Annotated in this window: 23 protein-coding genes; 15 read left to right on the top strand and 8 right to left on the bottom strand. The window is 62.4% G+C overall.

Annotated features, from left to right (window positions below; genetic code table 11):
* Positions 1-41: 41 nt before the first annotated feature.
* The 4 genes from MESCI_RS16990 to MESCI_RS16975 form a co-directional block, all read right to left on the bottom strand.
* Complete coding sequence (locus tag MESCI_RS16990) at positions 42-1,340, bottom strand: CynX/NimT family MFS transporter (protein ID WP_013531179.1); 1,299 nt, start codon at positions 1,338-1,340, stop codon at positions 42-44.
* Positions 1,337-2,014, bottom strand: coding sequence for a FadR/GntR family transcriptional regulator (locus MESCI_RS16985; protein ID WP_013531178.1), 678 nt, complete (start codon positions 2,012-2,014; stop codon positions 1,337-1,339). Before MESCI_RS16985 ends, MESCI_RS16990 begins: the two co-directional genes overlap by 4 nt.
* Positions 2,015-2,116: 102 nt before the next feature.
* Positions 2,117-2,812: a 4Fe-4S dicluster domain-containing protein gene (locus MESCI_RS16980; RefSeq protein WP_013531177.1), complete on the bottom strand. Its 696-nt coding sequence runs from the start codon at positions 2,810-2,812 to the stop codon at positions 2,117-2,119.
* Positions 2,813-2,901: 89 nt separating this feature from the next.
* Complete coding sequence (locus MESCI_RS16975; protein WP_013531176.1) at positions 2,902-4,476, bottom strand: trimethylamine methyltransferase family protein; 1,575 nt, start codon at positions 4,474-4,476, stop codon at positions 2,902-2,904.
* 272 nt (positions 4,477-4,748) lie between these two features.
* Between MESCI_RS16975 and MESCI_RS16970 the strand changes: the two genes are divergently transcribed.
* On the top strand, positions 4,749-5,447 hold the full coding sequence (locus MESCI_RS16970) for a corrinoid protein (protein ID WP_013531175.1): 699 nt from the start codon (positions 4,749-4,751) through the stop codon (positions 5,445-5,447).
* 88 nt (positions 5,448-5,535) lie between these two features.
* Here MESCI_RS16970 and MESCI_RS33265 read toward each other — a convergent pair whose 3' ends face one another.
* The gene (locus MESCI_RS33265; RefSeq protein ID WP_013531174.1) at positions 5,536-5,676 is read right to left on the bottom strand and encodes an entericidin A/B family lipoprotein; all 141 of its coding nucleotides are present in this window, start codon (positions 5,674-5,676) and stop codon (positions 5,536-5,538) included.
* A 63-nt stretch (positions 5,677-5,739) separates the two neighbouring features.
* On the opposite strand from MESCI_RS33265, the gene MESCI_RS16960 reads away from it, so the two are divergent.
* From MESCI_RS16960 to MESCI_RS16915, 10 genes are all read left to right on the top strand, one after another.
* Positions 5,740-6,369 (top strand): DUF1638 domain-containing protein, encoded by a 630-nt coding sequence (locus MESCI_RS16960; RefSeq protein WP_013531173.1) that lies wholly within the window; start codon positions 5,740-5,742, stop codon positions 6,367-6,369.
* A 104-nt stretch (positions 6,370-6,473) separates the two neighbouring features.
* Positions 6,474-7,049 (top strand): DUF4893 domain-containing protein, encoded by a 576-nt coding sequence (locus MESCI_RS16955; protein ID WP_013531172.1) that lies wholly within the window; start codon positions 6,474-6,476, stop codon positions 7,047-7,049.
* 93 nt (positions 7,050-7,142) lie between these two features.
* Positions 7,143-7,925 carry a formyl transferase gene (locus MESCI_RS16950; protein ID WP_013531171.1) on the top strand — a complete coding sequence of 261 codons (783 nt, stop codon included), beginning with the start codon at positions 7,143-7,145 and terminating at the stop codon, positions 7,923-7,925.
* A 204-nt stretch (positions 7,926-8,129) separates the two neighbouring features.
* Positions 8,130-8,432 (top strand): virulence factor, encoded by a 303-nt coding sequence (locus MESCI_RS16945; protein ID WP_013531170.1) that lies wholly within the window; start codon positions 8,130-8,132, stop codon positions 8,430-8,432.
* Positions 8,425-9,051 (top strand): methylenetetrahydrofolate reductase C-terminal domain-containing protein, encoded by a 627-nt coding sequence (locus MESCI_RS16940; RefSeq protein ID WP_013531169.1) that lies wholly within the window; start codon positions 8,425-8,427, stop codon positions 9,049-9,051. Before MESCI_RS16945 ends, MESCI_RS16940 begins: the two co-directional genes overlap by 8 nt.
* Positions 9,048-10,139: a methylenetetrahydrofolate reductase gene (locus MESCI_RS16935; protein WP_013531168.1), complete on the top strand. Its 1,092-nt coding sequence runs from the start codon at positions 9,048-9,050 to the stop codon at positions 10,137-10,139. Before MESCI_RS16940 ends, MESCI_RS16935 begins: the two co-directional genes overlap by 4 nt.
* Before the next feature lie 81 nt (positions 10,140-10,220).
* Positions 10,221-11,195 carry a methyltetrahydrofolate cobalamin methyltransferase gene (locus tag MESCI_RS16930; RefSeq protein ID WP_013531167.1) on the top strand — a complete coding sequence of 325 codons (975 nt, stop codon included), beginning with the start codon at positions 10,221-10,223 and terminating at the stop codon, positions 11,193-11,195.
* Positions 11,146-13,299 (top strand): ASKHA domain-containing protein, encoded by a 2,154-nt coding sequence (locus tag MESCI_RS16925; RefSeq protein ID WP_013531166.1) that lies wholly within the window; start codon positions 11,146-11,148, stop codon positions 13,297-13,299. The genes MESCI_RS16930 and MESCI_RS16925 overlap by 50 nt, the downstream gene beginning before the upstream one ends.
* Before the next feature lie 186 nt (positions 13,300-13,485).
* Positions 13,486-13,671 (top strand): hypothetical protein, encoded by a 186-nt coding sequence (locus tag MESCI_RS16920; RefSeq protein WP_013531165.1) that lies wholly within the window; start codon positions 13,486-13,488, stop codon positions 13,669-13,671.
* A 233-nt stretch (positions 13,672-13,904) separates the two neighbouring features.
* Positions 13,905-14,852 (top strand): alpha/beta hydrolase, encoded by a 948-nt coding sequence (locus MESCI_RS16915; protein ID WP_013531164.1) that lies wholly within the window; start codon positions 13,905-13,907, stop codon positions 14,850-14,852.
* 27 nt (positions 14,853-14,879) lie between these two features.
* Here the strand turns inward: MESCI_RS16915 and MESCI_RS16910 are convergent, their stop codons facing one another.
* Positions 14,880-15,779: a LysR substrate-binding domain-containing protein gene (locus MESCI_RS16910; RefSeq protein WP_013531163.1), complete on the bottom strand. Its 900-nt coding sequence runs from the start codon at positions 15,777-15,779 to the stop codon at positions 14,880-14,882.
* A 220-nt stretch (positions 15,780-15,999) separates the two neighbouring features.
* Between MESCI_RS16910 and MESCI_RS16905 the strand changes: the two genes are divergently transcribed.
* The 4 genes from MESCI_RS16905 to MESCI_RS16895 all read left to right on the top strand — a co-directional run bounded on the left by MESCI_RS16905 (position 16,000) and on the right by MESCI_RS16895 (position 18,136).
* On the top strand, positions 16,000-16,185 hold the full coding sequence (locus MESCI_RS16905; protein ID WP_013531162.1) for a hypothetical protein: 186 nt from the start codon (positions 16,000-16,002) through the stop codon (positions 16,183-16,185).
* 339 nt (positions 16,186-16,524) lie between these two features.
* Positions 16,525-16,659, top strand: a complete 135-nt coding sequence (locus MESCI_RS33080; RefSeq protein WP_013531161.1) for a hypothetical protein — start codon at positions 16,525-16,527, stop codon at positions 16,657-16,659.
* A 345-nt stretch (positions 16,660-17,004) separates the two neighbouring features.
* Positions 17,005-17,943, top strand: a complete 939-nt coding sequence (locus MESCI_RS16900) for a GlxA family transcriptional regulator (RefSeq protein WP_348625597.1) — start codon at positions 17,005-17,007, stop codon at positions 17,941-17,943.
* Positions 17,944-17,956: 13 nt separating this feature from the next.
* Entirely contained in the window at positions 17,957-18,136 is a 180-nt protein-coding gene (locus tag MESCI_RS16895; RefSeq protein ID WP_245267527.1) for a type II toxin -antitoxin system TacA 1-like antitoxin, read from the top strand.
* Here MESCI_RS16895 and MESCI_RS16890 read toward each other — a convergent pair whose 3' ends face one another.
* Together MESCI_RS16890 and MESCI_RS16885 are read right to left on the bottom strand one after the other, a co-directional pair.
* Complete coding sequence (locus MESCI_RS16890) at positions 18,137-18,919, bottom strand: ABC transporter ATP-binding protein (RefSeq protein WP_013531158.1); 783 nt, start codon at positions 18,917-18,919, stop codon at positions 18,137-18,139.
* Positions 18,916-19,689, bottom strand: a complete 774-nt coding sequence (locus tag MESCI_RS16885; RefSeq protein ID WP_013531157.1) for an ABC transporter permease — start codon at positions 19,687-19,689, stop codon at positions 18,916-18,918. Before MESCI_RS16885 ends, MESCI_RS16890 begins: the two co-directional genes overlap by 4 nt.
* Positions 19,690-19,706: the final 17 nt, after the last annotated feature.

Here is a 19,706-nt window from a genome sequence, read left to right as displayed (position 1 = left end):
ATGGCAGTCAAAATTTCGTGCGGGATTGCGTGACGCTATTGCTAGCCTTCTCGCACCGTCCGCGCACCGACATGCAGCGCGCGGCCGGCACCGAGCCCCATAATGGCTACGCCAAGCCCGAGCGCGACGAACAGGAACGCCGTTCCCGAAAAACTGCCGGTCCAGTCGCGGATCAGGCCCACCAGCAGCGGGCCGAATGCCGCCAGCACATAGCCGACGCCTTGCGCCATGCCTGAAAGATGCGCGGCGACATGCGAATCCGGCGAACGCAGCACGATCAGGCTCATGGCAGCCGCGATCAGGCCGCCCTGCCCGATGCCTTGCAGGATCGCCCAGAACAGCACGGTCGAGGTCGGTGCGAACAGAATGCCGAGCAGCGCGATCACCGCCGTGGCAACGAGCGCCACATTGATGCCGCGCTGATCTTTCAGCCGCATCGCGAAGGACGGCACGGCGAGGCAGGTGATGACCTGCGCCATGACAGAGACCGAAACCATGGCGCCGGCGGTGGCCGCATCGAAGCCACGCTCGCGCAGGATCGGCGCCAGCCAACCGAAGATGCAATAGGCAAGTGCCGACTGCAGGCCCATGAACAGCGTCACCTGCCAAGCCAGGCGATCGCGCCAGAGACCAACGACGCGAAAGCCCCGATGACCGACCTGCCGACGGCTGCCCAGCGCCTGCGGAATCCAGATCAAAAGCACGACCAGTGTAGGCACCGCCCAGGCAGCAAGCGCCCCGGACCATGAACCGGTGACAAAATGCTCGATCGGCAGTGTGAAGCCGGCGGCGGCCGCCGAGCCGGCGCAGAGCGCCATGGTGTAGAGCCCGGTCATGACGGCGGCCTTGTCGGCGAAATCTCGCTTCACCAGGCCCGGCAGCAGCACATTGCCGATGGCAATGGCGCCGCCGGCAAGGAAGGTGGCGACAAACAGCAGGGGAACCGTACCGAACCAGCGCAGGCCGGTTCCCAGCACCAGCAAGGTGAGCGCCCCGAGCAAAGTGCGTTCGGCTCCATAGCGCTGGGCAAGTCTTGGCGCGAAGGGCGCGAACAGACCCAGGCACAGAACGGGCAGCGTCGTCAGCAGGCTGGCGCCCGTCGTCGACAGTCCGGTTGCCTGCATCACCTCGGGCAGCAGTACCGACAGGCTGGAAAACAGCGGCCGCAGGCTGAAGGCGATCAGCACAAGGCTCGCGCCAAGCACGATGCGCGCCGCACGGCTGCGCAGTTCAGGCCGCTGCGGCGCGGGCAGGCTGTCGGCCTCGGCATCGATGAGTTCCAGACCCTCGATGGCGGCGGATTGCGCCGTCGGGTCAGGCTGACGAAAACTCTGGTTCATTGCGAAAGCAGTCTTTCAAGTTGGGCAAGCACCGGCGCCATGAAGGCGCGAACGGCGGCAACGGCGCGCTCGGGATTGCTCGCGGCAATGGCGTCGACGATTGCCGCATGCGCCTGGTGGTCCGGTTCGGGCAGATCGCCGTCGATGGTGGCATGGATGGTCTCGGTGATGGCGGCGGTGAAGAAGTCGTAGAGCTCCATCATCGCTTTGTTGCCGGACGCCGCGACAACCGATTTGTGGAAAGCGAGATCGCGCCGGATGAAGGCATCGCTTCCGCCGCCCGCGACGGTGCCGCGTTCGGCAAGCAGTTGCCGCATCGTCTCAAGATCGGCTGGCGTGTGGCGCATGGCGGCGAGCCGTGCCGCCTCCAGGTCGAGCGCCGCCCGCGCCTCCCACTGATCGCGCAGGCCGGTGCGCTTGACCCGGTCGAGCGCGGCAGAGGCATCGACGGTAGAGCGCACATATGTGCCCGAGCCCTGGCGCGTATCCAGCAATCCTTGCGAGACCAGCACCCGCACCGCCTCGCGCACCGTGCCGCGGCTGACCGACAGAAGGTCGGTCAGGGCTGCCTCATTGGGAATGCGCTCGCCGACGCCCCAGCGGCCGCTGACGATCTCCGCACGCAGGCTGCTGGTGGCGCTGTCGGTGAGATTGGTTCTGGTGGCGGGTTGCATAGGCCTATTCATAAGTCATCAGATGACTTGATGAATAGGCCTGCTTCTAGCTGCCGTCAAGATGCTCATCGAAGCCAACGAGCACCATGCAATGGGAACGGATCAGCTGGTGGCTCGTGCGAAGCTCGCCATGTGAAAGGCCTGGACCTCCGGCGGATAGCGATACCCCGTGCCATAGGGGCACGCATTGCGATCGAGGCAACCGCCGCTGCGGCAGGGTTCGCCATTCGCTCCCCCCACATGCGCCAGGCAGGATTGATAAGCGAATCCTTGCACGGAATAGGCGTCGACCGGGCAGGATTTCAGGCAGGGTTTCTCGGCGCAGCTATCGCAAAGGTGGGGCGCTGCCTCGGCAACTTGAACTGGAATTTCGTCGTCAAACAGCAGCGCACCGCGGTAGGCATGCCATAGCCCGTAGCGCGGATGCATGAGGATGCCGAGCGGCGACGGTTTCAGCCCCTCCGCCCGCATCGCCCATTGCTGGAACGGCAGATAGGGCTTGTCCGACGGAGAAATCGCCCGTGCGCCAAAATCCTGCGCCACGGCGCCGATCACTTCGCGCGACCATGTGTCGAGCGGATTGGCGATTGCCTGTGGCTGTTGCTCCCACCAACGCAGGAAATGCGGCCAGGATGCCGCGCCCGCCTGCCCCACCAGCAGGACGGCCGCTGCCGGCGCACCCGATGATCCCGTTGGCGGCGCATCGCTTGGCGTAAAATTGAAGCCGCCGCGAAGAACAAGGCCGTTGGCGAGAAGCGCCGCAGCAATGCGGTCAACGCTGCCGGCGGGCGTAATCATCCCTTCTTGTCCGGATCGGAGAACGCGCTCCGCCAGACTTCCTTGTGGATGATGTTGGCGACTTTAGCCCCGCCTGACTCGGGCTCCTTTCAAGTGAAGGCGTCGGGCATCGACCCCTTCTTCTTGGCGATGAAGTCCTTCAACGCTTCGTCGATGCTCGGATCGAGATGCGGCGCCTCATAGCTTTCCAGCCAGCGGCGGGCGAGTTCGTTGGCGCGCTGCGGCGCGGTCTTCTCGCCTTCGGCCAGCCACTGCTCGTAGGAATTGTTGTCGGCGATGTTGGAGCGGTAGAAGGCGGTCTGGAAGTTGGCCTGGGTGTGGTCGCAGCCGAGATAGTGGCTGCCCGGCCCGACCTGGCGGATGGCGTCCATCGCCTGGCCGTTTTCCGACAGGTCGACGCCTTCGGAGAATTTCTGCGTCATGCCGAGCTGGTCGATGTCCATCATGAACTTTTCGTAGCAGGAGGCCAGCCCGCCCTCGAGCCAGCCGGCCGAGTGCAGCACGAAATTGGTGCCGGCCAGGATGGTCGAGTTCAGCGTGTTGGCGCTTTCATAAGCCGCTTGTGCATCCGGAACCTTGGACGCGCAGAGCGAGCCGCCGGTGCGGAACGGCAGGCCGAGACGGCGCGCCAGCTGTGCGGCGCCATAAGACACCAGCGACGGCTCCGGCGTGCCGAAGGTCGGCGCCCCGGACTGCATCGAAATCGACGAGGCGAAGGTGCCGAACAGCACCGGCGCGCCTGGCCGGATGAGCTGCGTGAACGACGCGCCGGCCAGCACTTCGGCCAGAACCTGCGTCAGCGTGCCGGCAACCGTCACCGGGCTCATCGCGCCGGCGAGGATGAACGGCGTGACGATGCAGGCCTGGTTGTGGCGCGCATAGACCTTCAGCGCACCGAGCATGGTCTCGTCGAACACCATCGGCGAGTTTGCGTTGATCAGGCTGGTCAGCACCGTGTTGTTCTCGACGAAATCGTCGCCGAACACGATCTTGGCCATGGCGACGGTGTCCTCGGCGCGTTCCGGCGCGGTCACCGAGCCCATAAACGGCTTATCGGAATATTTGATGTGGCTGTAGATCATGTCGAGGTGGCGCTTGTTGACCGGCACATCGACCGGCTCGCATACCGTGCCGCCCGAATGGTGGATCGACGGCGCCATATAGGCGAGCTTAACGAAATTCTGGAAATCCTCGATCGTCGCGTAGCGCCTGACACCGTCGAGGTCACGCACGAAGGGCGGGCCATAGACCGGCGCGAACACGGTGGCATTGCCACCAATCTGCACCGAACGCTCGGAATTGCGGGCGTGCTGGGTGTAGACGGACGGTGCGGTCTTGAGCACCGAACGGCACAGCCCCTTCGGGAAATGCACGCGCTCGCCCTTGACGTCGGCGCCGGCCTCTTTCCACAGTTGCAGCGCTTCTGCATCGTCGCGAAAGATGATGCCGATCTCCTCGAGAACCGTGTCGGTGTTCTTCTCGATCAGCGCCAGGCCTTCCTCGTCCAGCACCTCGTAAACGTTGATCTTGCGCTTGATGTAGGTGAGCTGCGTGCCCGGGCCTCCGCCCGAACGCGCGGCCCGCCGGGCAGCAGCCCCGCCGCTGGCGCCGCGCCCACGTCGCGCGTTTGACGCTTCCTGATCGACTGCCGCGTGTTCGCTCATGGTGTTCTTCCCTGAATCTGTTCTTGCCTGGAATCCATAGCGGCTGCTCTCGCCGCTTCTTGCCAGATCGTAGCCATGCACCCTATTCGAAACGGCCCGCCAGCGCCAACGCCTGTCGCAAAATCGACAAGAATTCCAAGAGAGTTACGGTCGCTTTCCTTTTGCGGGAAGTCGCAAATCAGCTATGGATACATGCCCTCAGCGGGTTAGGTATGAACGCGAAGATATGTGCCTTGCGACATGGTCGCGATGCCGGCAGGAGCTCGATACAAATGTCCGACGACGAGATCATCCTTTCCGAACTTTCCGACGACGAGTTGGTGCAGCAGATGCACGACGATCTCTATGACGGGCTGAAGGAAGAGATCGAAGAAGGCACCAACATCCTGCTCGAGCGCGGCTGGGCGCCTTACAAGGTGCTGACCGAGGCGCTGGTCGAAGGCATGCGCATCGTCGGCGAGGATTTTCGCGACGGCATCCTGTTCGTGCCGGAAGTGCTGCTTTCCGCCAATGCGATGAAGGCGGGCATGTTCATCCTGCGCCCGCTGCTCGCCGCCACCGGCGCGCCCAAGCAAGGCAAGATGGTCATCGGCACCGTCAAGGGCGACATCCACGATATCGGCAAGAACCTTGTCGGCATGATGATGGAGGGCGCTGGCTTCGACGTCATCGATCTCGGCATCAACAATGCGGTCGAGAAATATCTCGATGCGATCGAACAGCACCAGCCCGACATCATCGGCATGTCCGCACTGCTGACCACGACCATGCCCTATATGAAGGTCGTCATCGACACGATGAAGGAAAAGGGCATCCGCGACGATTATGTCGTGCTGGTCGGCGGCGCACCGCTGAACGAGGAATTCGGCAAGGCCGTCGGCGCCGATGCCTATTGCCGCGACGCGGCGGTGGCGGTCGAGACCGCCAAGGACTTCATGAAGCGCAAGCACAATGTGCGCGCTTCGGCCTGATTGGCCAATTCGGCCTGGACGACAGGAGAAGCCGCGCCCTTGCAGCGCGGCTTTTTTGTTACCAGATGATGAGGTGGCCGCGTGCGGATCAGGGCTTGGTGACGGTGTCCTCGACCGCCTTGGCCGTCGATTTGACATCCCTGCCGACGCCACGGACGGTGTTCGCGCAGGCCGCAAGGGCCAAGGCGCAGGCCAGGATGGCAATCGGCGTGATGCGCAGCAGTTTCATGGACGGTGTCTCCCTCAACAGATAAATTAGCGCCACAACAACGAAGGCCGCTCGACTGGTTCCATGGCCAAGACGCAAAAAACGAAACCGAATCAAGACGACAGGCTGCTCGTCATCGCCTGCGGGATGATTGCGCGCGAAGTTCTGGCCGTCAAGGAACAGCTCGGGCTGGATCACCTCGACCTGACCTGCCTGCCGGCGGAATTCCATTTCTACCCGGACCGCATCGCACCGGCCATGGACAAGGCAATCGAAAAAGCCAAGACGGAAGGCTACAGCAACATCTTCGTCGGCTATGCCGATTGCGGCACCGGCGGTCTGCTCGACCGCATCTGCGAGAAGCATGGCGTCGAGCGCATGGCCGGCCCGCATTGCTTCGCCTTCTACCAGGGCATGGAGGCCTATGCGAAAGTCGCAGACGACGACATGATGTCGTTCTACATGACCGACTTCCTCTGCCGGCAGTTCGACGCTTTCTTCATGAAACCGCTCGGCCTCGACAAGCACCCGGAGTTGATCAAGGACTATTTCGGCAATTACGAGAAGCTGATCTACCTCGCCCAGACCAACGATCCGGAACTCGACAAGGTCGCCGAAAAAGCCGCCAGAATGCTCGGTCTCGTCTATGAACGCCGCGCCACCGGTTATGGCGACCTGACGGCCGGGATGGCGCAGGCGGCTGCAGGCGCCTGAAGCAATTCTTGCCCCGCGATGACTCAAGGCTAGATGACAGGCCGCCGTGGACGGGTAAGGTGTGCGCCACAAGCAAACAGACTGCCAGCCATGGAAACGCACTGATGACCCCTCGCCTCTTGATAGCTGCACTCGGCCTCCTCTGTTTGGCCCTGCCCGCCCATGCCGACGGCGAGATACAGAAACTCATCACCCCGGCCGACAAGACGCGGCTCGACAAATATGGCGAGACCCGCAAGGCAGCCCTTGCCGAGGCGAAGACAGGCAACCCGGCCGAGGTCAAGCAACTCGATGCCCTGTTGGCAAAGCCGCTGGTGGCCTTTTCCGACAAGGACCTGACCGGCAACTGGCAGTGCCGCACCATCAAGGCCGGCGGACCTTTGCCGCTCGTCATCTATGGCTGGTTCAAGTGCAAGGTGACCGATGACGGTTCCGGCTGGCGGCTGGAGAAGATCAGCGGCTCGCAGCGCACCAGGGGCCGTTTCTTCGACGATGGCGAGAAACGCGCGATCTATCTCGGCTCCTTCTATGTCAACAGCGATCCGGCAAAGCCCTATGGCAGCGGTCCGCAAACCGACCAGGTCGGCTACGCCTTCCGCAACAGCGCCAAGGAATGGCGCATCGAATTTCCGGCGCCCTACTATGAATCGAAGCTCGATATCATCGAATTCAAGCGCTGACTGTGTATCGAAGAGCTGATCACCAAGGATTAACCCGGACACCCTAGCATCCCGTCTATTGTCGAGAACGGTTGCTTGGAGGGGGCAAGATCCATGGCAGCATCAGAATCCAATACGCGTCCGATCGTGGTCGTCACCGGAGGCGGCCAGCATGTCTGGGCTATGATCAATGCGATCGCCGACCGCGTAGGTCCTGTCAGCGTCGTCCTCGAAACGCCTGAATCCAAAAAGCAATTGCTGCGTGGCCGGGCTCGCCGCCAAGGCTGGATTTCCGCCATCGGCCAGCTTGGCACGATGGTACTGAGTAGGTTGGGCAAGCGATTCCTGGCCGGCCATAGCGCGCGACTGATTGCCGAGGAGAAGCTGGAGGTTGAGCCGCGACCAGGCCAGGAGATCATCCCGGTAGCCTCGGCCAATGGGCTTGAGTGCCTGCAGGCGATCCAGAAGATCCGGCCAGGCGTTGTGCTGCTCAACGGTTGCCGACTAATCTCGGCTGAGATGCTGAGCAAAATGCCCTGCCCGGTGCTCAACTACCATGCGGGCATCACGCCGAAATATCGCGGCATGAATGGCGGCTATTGGGCTCTGGTATCAGGCGATGTGCAGAATTTCGGCACGACTGTCCACCTCGTCGACGCTGGCGTCGACACTGGTGGCGTGCTGAAGCAGGCGCGCGGCAGATCGAAAAAAGGCGACACCATCTCAAGTCACGCGCTACGCCAGACGGCGTTCTCGCGCGACATCTGCGTCGAGGCTGTCAGCGATGCACTGGCTGGAAAACTCACGACGATCGATCCCGGCCTGCCTTCGAAACTCTGGTATCATCCGACGATCTGGTTCTACGTCTGGACGGGCCTCAGAACTGGCATCTGGTAGCGCGTTTTTCGTCCTGGACGGCATACTGCGCGCCAGCGTTTCCGACGCGCTGGACCGGGCGCCGGCACACGCCGCAAACGAATAAACCCACCTTTCATTTTACGACATCGATATGCGTCGCTTTTGAATGCGCGCGCGTCGTCCCATAACAAGCGGCACCACTGCGCTTGCGGCAATGCTCGATAGTTCGAGGAGTGAGAATTCATGGCCGATCTGATCGTCGTCTACTGGCGCGACATCCCTGCCCAGGTGATCGTCAAGAAGGGCCGGCAGAACGCCAAGCGCGAACTGCCGCTGCGCTTTACCGAGGCGATCGACATGTGCGCCATGCGCACCGGCGCCGGCGGTACAGACGACTATCTGGCCGAATGGCGCAAAGCCGATCCCATTCCGGTCGGCGACGACCTCGAAGCCGAAGTCGAGAAGGCATTCAACGACATCGACACGAGATATGACCGCGAGCGGCTGGTCGCTCTGGTCAAGGCGGGCGGCAAAGAAAATGTCTGAAACCATTCCTGCCAAGGAGAGGCCGGCTGTTACCCAGGCCACTCTGGTCAAGAAGGCAGCGCCGAAATCCGACTACAAGCCGGCCGACGTATCGCCGCAGCGGCGCGTGCAGCGTTCCTTCGCGGTCAGATTATGGTCGGTGCGGCACTCGCGATTACTCGAATGGTTCTACGCCAAATTCGCCGACATGTTCCTGCTCCTCCATCCCTTATGGAAAGGCATAGGCTATGGCCGTGTCGAAGGGCCGATCAAATTTGTCGAGAAGCGCGTCAAGGGCTTCATGTTCGACTGCCGCATGTGCGGCCAGTGCATCTTGTCCTCGACAGGCATGTCTTGCCCGATGAACTGCCCCAAGCAATTGCGCAACGGCCCTTGCGGCGGTGTCCGCGCCAACGGCAATTGCGAGGTCGAGCCCGATATGCCCTGCGTCTGGGTCAAGGCCTGGGAAGGCTCGCAGAACATGGTGCACAGCGACAGGATCCTGACCGTGCAGAAGCCGGTCGACCAGTCGCTGCGTGAAACCTCGGCCTGGCTGCGGGTGACCGCGCAGGCGGCCACCGCGCGCGAAGCCGCCGCTGCCGCCAAGAATGAGGCGGCCAGCACCGGGGCGTCGGCATGATCGGCCGCCAGCGCGACGAAAACCCGGCCGGCATCCACCTGCCGCTCGAACCCCTGCCCGGCCACACTTCGCGCGGTCGGCTGGAGCGCGTACTGCGGCGCGGCGAGTTCGCTGTGACGACGGAGCTCAACCCGCCCGACAGCGCCGATCCGGAAGACGTCTACAACAGGGCGAAAATCTTTGACGGCTGGGTCGACGCCATCAACGCCGTCGATGCATCGGGCGCCAACTGCCACATGTCCTCGGTCGGCATCTGCGCACTTTTGACCCGCATGGGCTATGCGCCGATCATGCAGATCGCCTGCCGCGACAAGAACCGCATCGCCATCCAGGGCGACGTACTGGGCGGGGCTGCGATGGGCGTCGCCAACATGCTGTGCCTGACAGGTGACGGCGTGCAGGCCGGAGACCAGCCCGGCGCCAAGCCGGTGTTCGATCTCGACTGCATGTCGCTCCTGGAAACCTGCCGCATCATGCGCGACAACGGCAAGTTCCTGTCCGGCCGCAAGCTGACGACGCCGCCGCAGCTTTTCCTGGGTGCTGCGATCAATCCGTTCGCGCCGCCGATCGACTTCCGCCCGCACCGGCTGGGCAAGAAGATCGCCGCCGGCGCGCAATTCGTACAGAGCCAGTATTGCTTCGACGTGCCCATGTTCCGCACCTACATGCAAAAGGTGCGCGACCTCGGCTATACCGAAAAATGCTTCATCCTGGTTGGCGTCGGGCCGCTCGCCTCGGCCAAGACGGCCAAGTGGATCCGCTCGAACGTGCCGGGCATCCATATTCCCGATTCTGTCATCAAGCGGCTGGAAGGCGCCCAGGACCAGAAGAAGGAGGGCAAGCAGCTCTGCATCGACATCATCAACGAGGTGAAGGAAATATCAGGTGTTTCCGGCGTTCACGTGATGGCCTACCGACAGGAAGAATATGTTGCCGAGATCGTCGATGAATCGGGCGTGCTGAAGGGCCGCCAGCCATGGAAACGTGAGATCCGCCGCGACGATCAGCTTGTCGCCGACCGGCTCGACAGCATCTTGCACGACGACATTACCGAAACGCAGGTGGACATGGTGAAGACCGCGCACTGACGGCGCGGACGGCCACCCATTCGCTTGAACGAAACCAGACAACGATATAAAGAAATCTTTATATCACGGCGGAGAGAATTTATGACCCGTACCATCGTCGCTTCGGCGACACGAGAAATCATCATCGGCTTCGACCAGCCGTTCTGCGTGATCGGCGAACGCATCAACCCGACCGGCCGCAAGAAGCTGGCCGCCGAGATGATCGCGGGCAATTTCGAGACCGTCATCAGGGACGCATTGGAGCAGGCAGCCTGTGGCGCCACCATGCTCGACGTCAATGCCGGCGTCACCTCGGTCAATCCGAACGAGACCGAACCCGGCCTTTTGGTGCAGACGCTGGAGATCGTGCAAGGGCTGGTCGACCTGCCGCTGTCAATCGACAGTTCCGTCACCGCCGCGATCGAAGCCGCACTCAAGGTTGCCAAGGGCCGCCCGCTGGTCAACTCCGTCACCGGCGAGGAAGAAAAGCTCGAAGCCATCCTGCCGCTGGTCAAGAAGTACAACGTGCCGGTCGTCGCCATCTCCAACGACGAAACCGGCATTTCGATGGACCCGGACGTGCGTTTCGCCGTCGCCAAGAAGATCGTCGAGCGCTGCGCCGATTTCGGCATTCCGGCGCATGACGTCGTCGTCGACCCGCTGGTCATGCCGATCGGCGCGCTGGGCGATGCCGGCCGCCAGGTCTTCGCGCTGCTGCGTCGCCTGCGTGAAGAGCTCAAGGTCAACACCACCTGCGGCCTGTCCAACATCTCTTTCGGCCTGCCGCATCGCCACGGCATCAACGCCGCCTTCATCCCGATGGTGATCGGCGCCGGGATGACCTCAGCCATCATGAACCCGGTGCGCCCGCAGGAAATGGAAGCCGTGCGCGGCGCCAATGTGCTGAACGGCACCGACGAGAACTGCACCAACTGGATCCGCACCTACAAGGATTATAAGCCGGCCGAAGGCGGCCAGGCCGTTGCCGCCCCGACGCAAGTCAATGCGCCGGGCGACGGCGCCGGCAATGGGGGTCGCCGCCGTGGCGGCCGTGAAGCCCGGATGGGCCGAGGATAAGCGCGCAATCGTGAATTCACCTGCAAACATCACCGACCCGCTCGTGCTGTTCATGCCGTCGGGCAAGCGCGGGCGGTTTCCTGTTGGAACACCCGTGCTAGACGCCGCGCGCCAGCTCGGCGTCTATGTCGAAAGTGTGTGCGGCGGACGCGCCACTTGCGGGCGTTGCCAGATCGAAGTGCAGGAAGGCAATTTCGCCAAGCACAAGATCACCTCCTCCAACGACCACATCACGCCCAAGGGCGCCAAGGAAGAGCGCTATGAGCGCGTCCGCGGCCTACCCGAACGGCGTCGCCTCTCCTGCTCGGCGCAAATCCTCGGCGACCTCGTCATCGACGTGCCGCAGGATACGGTCATCAACGCGCAGACCATCCGCAAGGATGCCGACACCAGGGTCATCGCCCGCGATGCGGCGATCCGCATGTGCTATGTCGAGATCGAAGAACCCGACATGCACAAGCCGCTTGGTGATCTCGACCGGCTGAAGATCGCGCTGATGCACGATTGGGGTTTGAAAAGCCTCGATTTCGATTTTTATCTGCTGCCGCAGGTGCAAGGCATCCTGCGCAAGGGCAACTGGACCGCGACCGCCGCCATCTACAAGGATGCCGACTCTGAGACAGCGCGCGTCGTAGCACTTTGGCCCGGCCTCAAGAACGAAGCCTATGGGCTGGCCTGCGATATCGGCTCGACCACCATCGCCATGCATCTCGTGTCGCTGCTGTCGGGCCGCGTCGCCGCCTCGTCGGGCACCTCGAACCCGCAGATCCGCTTCGGCGAGGATCTGATGAGCCGCGTCTCCTATGTGATGATGAACCCGGACGGCCGCGAGGGCATGACGGTCGCCGTGCGTGAGGCCATCTCGGGTCTCGTCGACAAGGTCTGCGCCGAAGGCAATGTCCAGCGCAACGACATCCTGGACAGCGTCTTCGTCGGCAATCCGATCATGCACCATCTGTTCCTCGGCATCGATCCGACCGAGCTTGGCGGTGCCCCCTTCGCGCTCGCCGTTTCGGGCGCGGTGCACATCAAGGCATCCGACATCGGCCTCAAGCTCAACCAGGGCGCCAGGCTCTATATGCTGCCTTGCATCGCCGGCCATGTCGGTGCGGATGCGGCGGCAGTGACGCTGTCGGAAGGCCCGCATCGCCAGGACGAGATGATGCTGATCGTCGATGTCGGCACCAATGCCGAGATCGTGCTCGGCAATCGCCAGCGGGTGGTTGCGGCCTCCTCGCCCACCGGCCCTGCCTTCGAGGGCGCCGAAATCTCCGGCGGTCAGCGAGCAGCGCCCGGCGCCATCGAGCGCGTGCGCATCGATCCCGATACGCTTGAACCAAAATACCGCGTCATCGGCTCTGAACTGTGGTCCGACGAGCCGGGCTTCCTGGAAAGCGTCCAGGCGACCGGCGTCACCGGCATCTGCGGCTCCGGCATCATCGAAGTGGTGGCGGAGATGTATCTCGCCGGCATCATTTCCGAGGACGGCGTCATCGACGGCGGGCTTTCGGCGCGCTCGCCACGCGTTACGGCCAACGGCCGCACCTTCTCCTATGTGCTGAAGGACGGCTCCGCCGCATTGACGGAAGATGGGCCGAAGATCACCATCACCCAGACCGATGTGCGCGCCATCCAGCTTGCCAAGGCAGCGCTTTATGCCGGCACCAAGCTGTTGATGGAAAAGCAGAACACCGGGCATGTCGACCGCATCCATTTCGCCGGCGCCTTCGGCTCCTTCATCGATCCGAAATACGCCATGGTGCTGGGCCTGATCCCGGATTGCGACCTCGACAAGGTCTCGGCGGTCGGCAACGCCGCCGGTGCCGGCGCGCGCATGGCGCTGCTCAATCGCGGCTACCGCCGCGAGATCGAGGACACGGTCAGCAAGATCGAGAAGATCGAGACGGCGCTGGAACCGAAATTCCAGGAGCATTTCGTCTACGCCATGGCGCTGCCCAACAAGGTCGATCCGTTCCCGAAACTGTCGGCAGCGGTGAAACTGCCGCCGCGCAAGACGGTCAGCGAGGATGGCGTTGCCGGCGACGCCGCTCCGCGCCGGCGTTCGCGCGAAGGCCACGAGGGGCGGAGGCGTGGACGGGAATAAGCGGCCCGCCCCCGCCAACACCTTTCGAAACTCATTTGCATGCAAATGTTTCCGGATCGTCTGATCCGGAAACCAAAACGCTGTTTTCGTGAAATTCGCCAGATACATGGCAGGCGCATTCAACCGGCATCGAACGGCAGGCAGGAAATATCTTTCAGCCGCTGCAACGCTCCAGGGGAGACAACGATGTCAATGCTCGAAAGCCTGAGCCGCTATGGCACCGCCATCAGACAAGCCCATGACCGCAGCAAGGCGCGGCGCCTGCTGAACAGCCTGCCACCTGAGATCCAGAAGGACATCGGCTGGCCGGTGTCGCCGCGATCCAGTGAAAGGGCATCCCTCAGCAGCGCTATCTGGAGCGCCGCGCGCTGATGACCTTCGCCGACAAATGCAAATTGCTCGGCATGCGCCGGGGACCTCGCATGTCTCCGGCGACCACCAGCAACCGGCTGCGAGCCGCACTTTTACCGCGTCGCTGACCACTGCGGCGCGGATCAAACCGCCGTGTAGACGCGGGCGCAAATCTTGACATTTTCAGCCACGGCACAATCTTTCGATTTAGGGGGGTTCTCTTAGTCGGCTTTGGCCGAAGTTCGTGTATTCGCATGCCAAGTTTGAAAAGCCATGTCGTGTCTTTTGTCTTGCGGCACAGCCGTAAGCAGGCATTTGCCAGTCCGGAAAATCTGCAGCGCTGGATCGCGGCCGCGCGCAAGACCGAGAACCACCGGCCGCCCGCCTCGCTACACCAGCGTCTCGACATCGAGATGCATACGGTCGATGGCTTCCCCGTATACGAAATCCCACCCAAGTCCGGCGAACAGAAGCGGATTCTCTACTTGCACGGCGGCGCCTATGTCTTTGAAATCACGCCCTATCATTGGCACTTGATTGCCGACATGGCGGATCGGTTGGGCTACGCAATCACGGTGCCGATCTATCCAATCGCCCCCGAACATGATTTCCACGCCATGTTCGGGATGGTTGGCGATGTTTACCGGCAGATGCTCGCCGAGACGGGGGCCGAGGACATCGTCTTCATGGGCGATTCCGCCGGCGGCAACATGGCTGTGGTGCTGACCATGATGGCCGCCGAAGAAGGACTGTCCCTGCCGTCACGACATGTGCTCATTTCGCCGGGTCTCGACGTGTCGCTCACCAATCCCGCAGTGTTCGAGGCGGAACGCAACGACCCCTGGCTGGGCATAGCTGGCGGACGAGAGGCGATTCGTCTGTACAGTGCCGGCATCGATCCCAGCGACTGGCATATCAGCCCGGTCTATGGAGATCTGTCAGTGCTGCCAAGAACACTGCTTTTGACTGGCTCGCGCGATCTTTTGACGCCCGACAATCTGATCTTCGCGGAAAAAGCCCGCGCCGCCGGCGTTGAAATCGATCTTGTCTATGAGGAAGGCATGTTCCACGTCTGGCCGCTGATCGACATGCCGGAGGCCCGGCGCGCCCGCGAGCGCATCGTCGAATTTCTCGGGGAGAGCCGGATCGTGCAAGACACGAGACTAAGGCCTGAACAGCGCCCCGCCGAAGCGGCGGAGTAGCTCTATATTGTCGTCCTTACCAGCCGGTCAGAACTTGCCGGTTTCCCGGAACACTTCGAAGGTCGCGCGGATGTGGTCGGCGACGGCCTTGACCGGCGCGCTGGCGTCCGGCGCCACCACCATCGCCAGATTGTAGGTGCCGATGTCGGGCATGCCGTCCTTCGGGCAGAGTTCGACCATGTCGTTGCCGAGAAACGACTTCGGCAGCGGCGCCACGGCGAGATCGGACATGATCGCGGCGCGCTGGCCGGCCGTGTGCGCGCTCATATAGGCGATGCGGTAGTTGCGGCCCTCGCGGCCAAGCGCATCGAGCGCTCCGGCGCGCCAGGCGCAGCCCTCTTCCCAAAGCGACACCGGCAAGGGCTCGCGCAGATGCGCGCAGCCACCCTTGGCGCCGGCCCAGACAATCGGCTCGGTCAGCAGCACCTCGGCGCCGAGCGCGCTGGTCTTGTAGGAATTGGTCAGCAGCGTGATGTCGAGCGCCCGGTCGTCCATGCGCCGGCGCAGATTGCTGCTCTGGTCGATGGTGACGTCGACGGCGATCGACGGATGCGACTGCGCGAAACGCTTCAGCACATGCGGCAGCACGCGCTCGCCGTAATCGTCCGGCGAACCAAGCCGCACGACACCGACAATCTCGGGAATGATGAACTTCGACACCACCTCGCGGTTGATCGACAGCAGCCGGCGGGCATAGCCGAGCAGCATCTCGCCGTCCGTGGTCAGCGACACCGAGCGGGCGTCGCGCGCGAACACGGAGCGGCCGAGAATGTCCTCCAGCTTCTTGATCTGCATGGAGACGGCCGACGGCGTGCGAAAGACGGCATTGGCGGCGGTGGTGAAGCTGCCGGTCTCGGCAATCGCCACGAAAGTGCGCAAAACGTCGAGATCGAGCAGTGGCAGCGGATGATTGAGCGGGGCGTTCATGGCAACCGACCTTCAATTTTTCTGATACAAAACATCATTCCATTTCGTTTGATTGAACATCAGATTGGGAGGATAGTCAACTCCATCGAATGAGGCAGCTGCCACAAGCAGCCATGAAACGACCCGACACAGACCTGCATTCGACACGAAATGAAGTTGAAACAAACCCGACGTAACCAACGCGCTGTCTGGCACCCGCCAGCCACCAAAGGAGAAAGAAATGTCTATCCTGTCGTCTCTTGGTCGCATCGCGACCGAATTCAGCGCGGCACGCGCCCGCTACCAGACCGAGCGCGCCATCCGTTCCTTGCCGATCGAACTGCAGAAGGATATCGGCTGGCCTGAGGCTTCCGACACCAAGACCGGTACTCGCAATGGCATCGGATCCTGGGCTGGAGCAAAGTAGATCGTGTGTACTATGTGCTGAAGGCCTGCCGCGCGAACCGCCCGGCAGGCCTTCTCTATTTTATTTGTATTCAAATGAGTTTTGGAGCCATGTCACCAACGCATGACGCATATGAGAAAGCCGCATAGCAGCTCCTGTTTTCACTTAATGCCTTGTAAATGATCGTAAATTTTGGGCACCTTGCCCAAATCTGTCGCAATCGATGTCGCATTTCATATCAAGCGGTTCGCTTTTGCGATTTAGTTTCTGCTTACACAAGCCTATATCAGCGCCAGCAAACGAGCTGCCCCACTCCATCAAGCGAAGGCGACCCGTCTGAGCAACCGAATGGAGATGATTATGAAGCTTTTTGCCCGCCTCTTTGCCCGCCGCGAAATGAACCTGACCACCGCTCTCGAGCGTCAGCGTCTCGCCAACACCATGCCCGGCCAGACTGGCGCCATGAATGCGGCGCGCCTCGGCTTCGTCGCCTGAAGATTTTCCAGGCAGCGCATCCCTGCCGCTGCTTTAAAACTGCAACGCCGCCTGGCTCCAGCCAGAGCGGCGTTTTTGTTCTGCGCACAGGCTGTACGCTGCCTGTCCCTTGAACAGTTCGTGCCACTTCCGGGCCCCGCTGCACGCCGATTGCCCATTTGCGACCCATGTCGCAAATTTAATCTTGTCGTAGCGGCGTAGCCGATTGACAGACATGGTTTTTCCTGATGTCGCTATGCTATTCGCGACATCCTGTTCGCGCCATGGCTGTGTGAGGTTCCCTTGAACGCCGTAAAGCATCCGATCAAGCGGTCGTTTGTATTCTTCCTTATTCCCGATTTCACCATGATCGCCTTTGCGACCGCGCTCGACCCGCTGCGCTCGGCCAATCGCATGCTCGGCTACGAGGCCTATCGATGGCGCCTCGCCAGCATCGACGGCAAGCCGGTGCGCGCCTCGAACGGAGTCGAATGCGCGGTCAACACGTCGCTCGAGGATGAACGCAAGAAGATGGCAGGCCCCGATCGGCCGAACATGGCCATCGTCTGCAGCGGCATCAATGTCGAGCGCTACCAAAACAAGTCCGCCTTCGCCTGGCTGCGCGAGGAATACAATCGCGGCGTCGCCGTTGGCGGCCTGTGCACCGGCGCGCATATCCTCGCCGCCGCCGGCCTGTTGTCCAACAAGCGCTGTGCCATCCACTGGGAGAACCTGCCGGGCTTTTCCGAGGCGTTCCCGAAGGCCAATGTCTTTGCCGACCTCTTCGAGATCGACCAGAACATCTACACCTGCGCCGGTGGCACCGCCGCACTCGACATGATGCTGAAGCTGATCGGCGACGACTTTGACGAGAACCTCGTCAACCGCGTCTGCGAGCAGGTGCTGACCGACCGCGTGCGCAGCCCCACCGACCGCCAGCGCCTGCCGCTGCGCGCCCGCCTCGGCGTCCAGAACTCGAAAGTGCTGACCATCATCGAACTGATGGAGGGCAATCTGTCGGAGCCGCTGTCACTGATCGAGATCGCCGATCATGTCGACCTGTCGCGCCGCCAGATCGAGCGGCTGTTCCGCACCGAGATGGGCCGCTCCCCCGCCCGCTATTATCTCGAAATCCGACTCGACCGCGCTCGGCACCTGCTGATCCAGTCCTCGATGCCAGTGGTCGAGGTGGCGGTCGCCTGCGGCTTCGTCTCGGCCTCGCATTTCTCCAAATGCTACCGCGAACTCTACGCCCGCTCGCCGCAGCAGGAGCGCGTCGACCGCAAGCAACTGCTGGCCGCCTGAGCAGAGGTGTCACGTGAGTACGAGAACGACTCGACCCGAAAGGCTGGCCGACCGGCGCATCTTTCCTCTCGATGTCGAAAAATGGCTAGCGTTCAAGGCGGCTCTGGACGCCCCGAAACGTGATCTTCCTCGCCTCAAGCGTCTGTTGAGCGAGCCAAGTATCTTTCCAGATGATCAGGCTGTGTCGGTCTGACTACGCCTGCGCCGTGCGCATCGCCTCGACCCGAATATCCTCGGTCAGCCGCGCTTTCAGCGCCGAGAATTCCGGGCTGGTCTTCAGCGTGTAATGGCGCGGATGCGGCAGGTCGATGGCGACATCCGACTTGATGCGGCCGGGCCGCGCCGTCATCACGATGACGCGCGAGGCCATGAAGATCGCCTCCTCGATGTCATGGGTGACGAACAGCACCGTCTTTTGGCGCCGTTCCCAGATGCCGAGCAGCAGTTCCTGCATCAGACCGCGCGTCTGGTTGTCGAGCGCGCCGAACGGCTCATCCAGCAACAGGATCTCCGGATCGTTAGCCAGCGCCCGGGCGATCGCCGTGCGCTGCTGCATGCCGCCGGAGAGCTGCTTCGGCCAATGGTTCTCGAACCCTTTCAGGCCGACGAGATTGACGTAGGAAGCGACGACCCCGTCCCGCTCCTTTTCGGGCATTCCGCGTTCGCGCAAGCCGAAAGCGATGTTCTGCGCCACAGTCAGCCAGGGAAACAGCGTGTAGGACTGAAAGACCATGCCGCGATCCGGCCCCGGCCGGGTCACCGCCTTGCCGTCGAGCAGCACACGGCCCTCGCTCGATGCTTCCAGGCCCGCGACAATCCTGAGCAGTGTCGACTTCCCGCAGCCGGACGGCCCCAGAATAGTGATGAAGTCGTTGGCGGCGACCGCCAGGTCGATCGGCATCAGCGCCTTGACCGGCTGACCGCCGCGCACGCCGGCAAAGGTGCGCGAAACGCCCTCGATGAGAAGCTTGTTCACGCCAGGCTCCACGGAAAGAGCCAGCGGTTGAAGGCCTTGAAGGCGAAGTCGGACAACAGCCCGATCAGTCCGATGACGATGATGCCGAAGATGATCTGACCCGTCGCCAGCCGCGACTGACTGTTGATGATCATGTAGCCGATGCCGGATGACGAGCCGATCAGTTCCGCGACGATGACATAGGTCCAGGCCCAGCCGAGCACCAGCCGCAGCGTCTCGGCGATCTCCGGCGCATTGGCCGGCATGATCACCCGGTTGACGATGCCGCTGTTGGTGGAACCCAGCGTGTAGGCGGCCTCGACCAGATCGCGTCGTGTGCCGCCAACTTTGACCGCGATGATGAGGACGATCTGGAACACCGAGCCGACGAAGATGACCAGCAGTTTTTCCAGCTCGCCGATGCCGGCCCACAAGATGAGCAGTGGGATGAATGCCGACGCAGGCAAGTAGCGGGCGAAGGAGACAAAAGGCTCCAGAAACGCCTCCACCGGCTTCCAGGCGCCCATCGCGATGCCAAGCGGCACCGCGACGACCGAGGCAAGCAGGAAGCCGCCGAAGACGCGCCAGATGGTGATCAGAACGTCGAGCCAGAAACGGTCTTCGACCAAAAGCCGCCAGCCATCCCGCAGCATCGACAGCGGATCGGCGAGGAAGATGCGGTTGACGTGGCCGCCTAGCGTGATCCAAGCCCAGAAGGCCACGAAAAGCACGAAGAAGGAAATGCCGAGCACGGTTCGGATGCCCGGCGAGACGGGATGCAAGGGGCGCATCGTCAAATCGTCGCCAT

The organism is Mesorhizobium ciceri biovar biserrulae WSM1271 (genome assembly GCF_000185905.1).
GTDB classification, from domain to species: domain Bacteria; phylum Pseudomonadota; class Alphaproteobacteria; order Rhizobiales; family Rhizobiaceae; genus Mesorhizobium; species Mesorhizobium ciceri.
The sequence above is the reverse complement of the archived record's forward strand: the minus strand, read 5'-3'. Positions and strand labels throughout refer to the sequence as shown.

What these genes read in the sequence shown, in the direction of transcription:
- MESCI_RS16910 (WP_013531163.1), bottom strand. Translation starts at nt 15,779, where the DNA reads ATGAACGCCCCGCTCAATCATCCGCTGCCACTGCTCGATCTCGACGTT.
- MESCI_RS16970 (WP_013531175.1), top strand. Translation starts at nt 4,749, where the DNA reads ATGTCCGACGACGAGATCATCCTTTCCGAACTTTCCGACGACGAGTTG.
- MESCI_RS16960 (WP_013531173.1), top strand. Translation starts at nt 5,740, where the DNA reads ATGGCCAAGACGCAAAAAACGAAACCGAATCAAGACGACAGGCTGCTC.
- MESCI_RS16900 (WP_348625597.1), top strand. Translation starts at nt 17,005, where the DNA reads ATGATCGCCTTTGCGACCGCGCTCGACCCGCTGCGCTCGGCCAATCGC.
- MESCI_RS16945 (WP_013531170.1), top strand. Translation starts at nt 8,130, where the DNA reads ATGGCCGATCTGATCGTCGTCTACTGGCGCGACATCCCTGCCCAGGTG.
- MESCI_RS33265 (WP_013531174.1), bottom strand. Translation starts at nt 5,676, where the DNA reads ATGAAACTGCTGCGCATCACGCCGATTGCCATCCTGGCCTGCGCCTTG.
- MESCI_RS16915 (WP_013531164.1), top strand. Translation starts at nt 13,905, where the DNA reads ATGCCAAGTTTGAAAAGCCATGTCGTGTCTTTTGTCTTGCGGCACAGC.
- MESCI_RS16980 (WP_013531177.1), bottom strand. Translation starts at nt 2,812, where the DNA reads ATGATTACGCCCGCCGGCAGCGTTGACCGCATTGCTGCGGCGCTTCTC.
- MESCI_RS16925 (WP_013531166.1), top strand. Translation starts at nt 11,146, where the DNA reads ATGGGGGTCGCCGCCGTGGCGGCCGTGAAGCCCGGATGGGCCGAGGAT.
- MESCI_RS16975 (WP_013531176.1), bottom strand. Translation starts at nt 4,476, where the DNA reads ATGAGCGAACACGCGGCAGTCGATCAGGAAGCGTCAAACGCGCGACGT.
- MESCI_RS33080 (WP_013531161.1), top strand. Translation starts at nt 16,525, where the DNA reads ATGAAGCTTTTTGCCCGCCTCTTTGCCCGCCGCGAAATGAACCTGACC.
- MESCI_RS16940 (WP_013531169.1), top strand. Translation starts at nt 8,425, where the DNA reads ATGTCTGAAACCATTCCTGCCAAGGAGAGGCCGGCTGTTACCCAGGCC.
- MESCI_RS16920 (WP_013531165.1), top strand. Translation starts at nt 13,486, where the DNA reads ATGTCAATGCTCGAAAGCCTGAGCCGCTATGGCACCGCCATCAGACAA.
- MESCI_RS16930 (WP_013531167.1), top strand. Translation starts at nt 10,221, where the DNA reads ATGACCCGTACCATCGTCGCTTCGGCGACACGAGAAATCATCATCGGC.
- MESCI_RS16950 (WP_013531171.1), top strand. Translation starts at nt 7,143, where the DNA reads ATGGCAGCATCAGAATCCAATACGCGTCCGATCGTGGTCGTCACCGGA.
- MESCI_RS16985 (WP_013531178.1), bottom strand. Translation starts at nt 2,014, where the DNA reads ATGCAACCCGCCACCAGAACCAATCTCACCGACAGCGCCACCAGCAGC.
- MESCI_RS16885 (WP_013531157.1), bottom strand. Translation starts at nt 19,689, where the DNA reads ATGCGCCCCTTGCATCCCGTCTCGCCGGGCATCCGAACCGTGCTCGGC.
- MESCI_RS16955 (WP_013531172.1), top strand. Translation starts at nt 6,474, where the DNA reads ATGACCCCTCGCCTCTTGATAGCTGCACTCGGCCTCCTCTGTTTGGCC.
- MESCI_RS16990 (WP_013531179.1), bottom strand. Translation starts at nt 1,340, where the DNA reads ATGAACCAGAGTTTTCGTCAGCCTGACCCGACGGCGCAATCCGCCGCC.
- MESCI_RS16905 (WP_013531162.1), top strand. Translation starts at nt 16,000, where the DNA reads ATGTCTATCCTGTCGTCTCTTGGTCGCATCGCGACCGAATTCAGCGCG.
- MESCI_RS16935 (WP_013531168.1), top strand. Translation starts at nt 9,048, where the DNA reads ATGATCGGCCGCCAGCGCGACGAAAACCCGGCCGGCATCCACCTGCCG.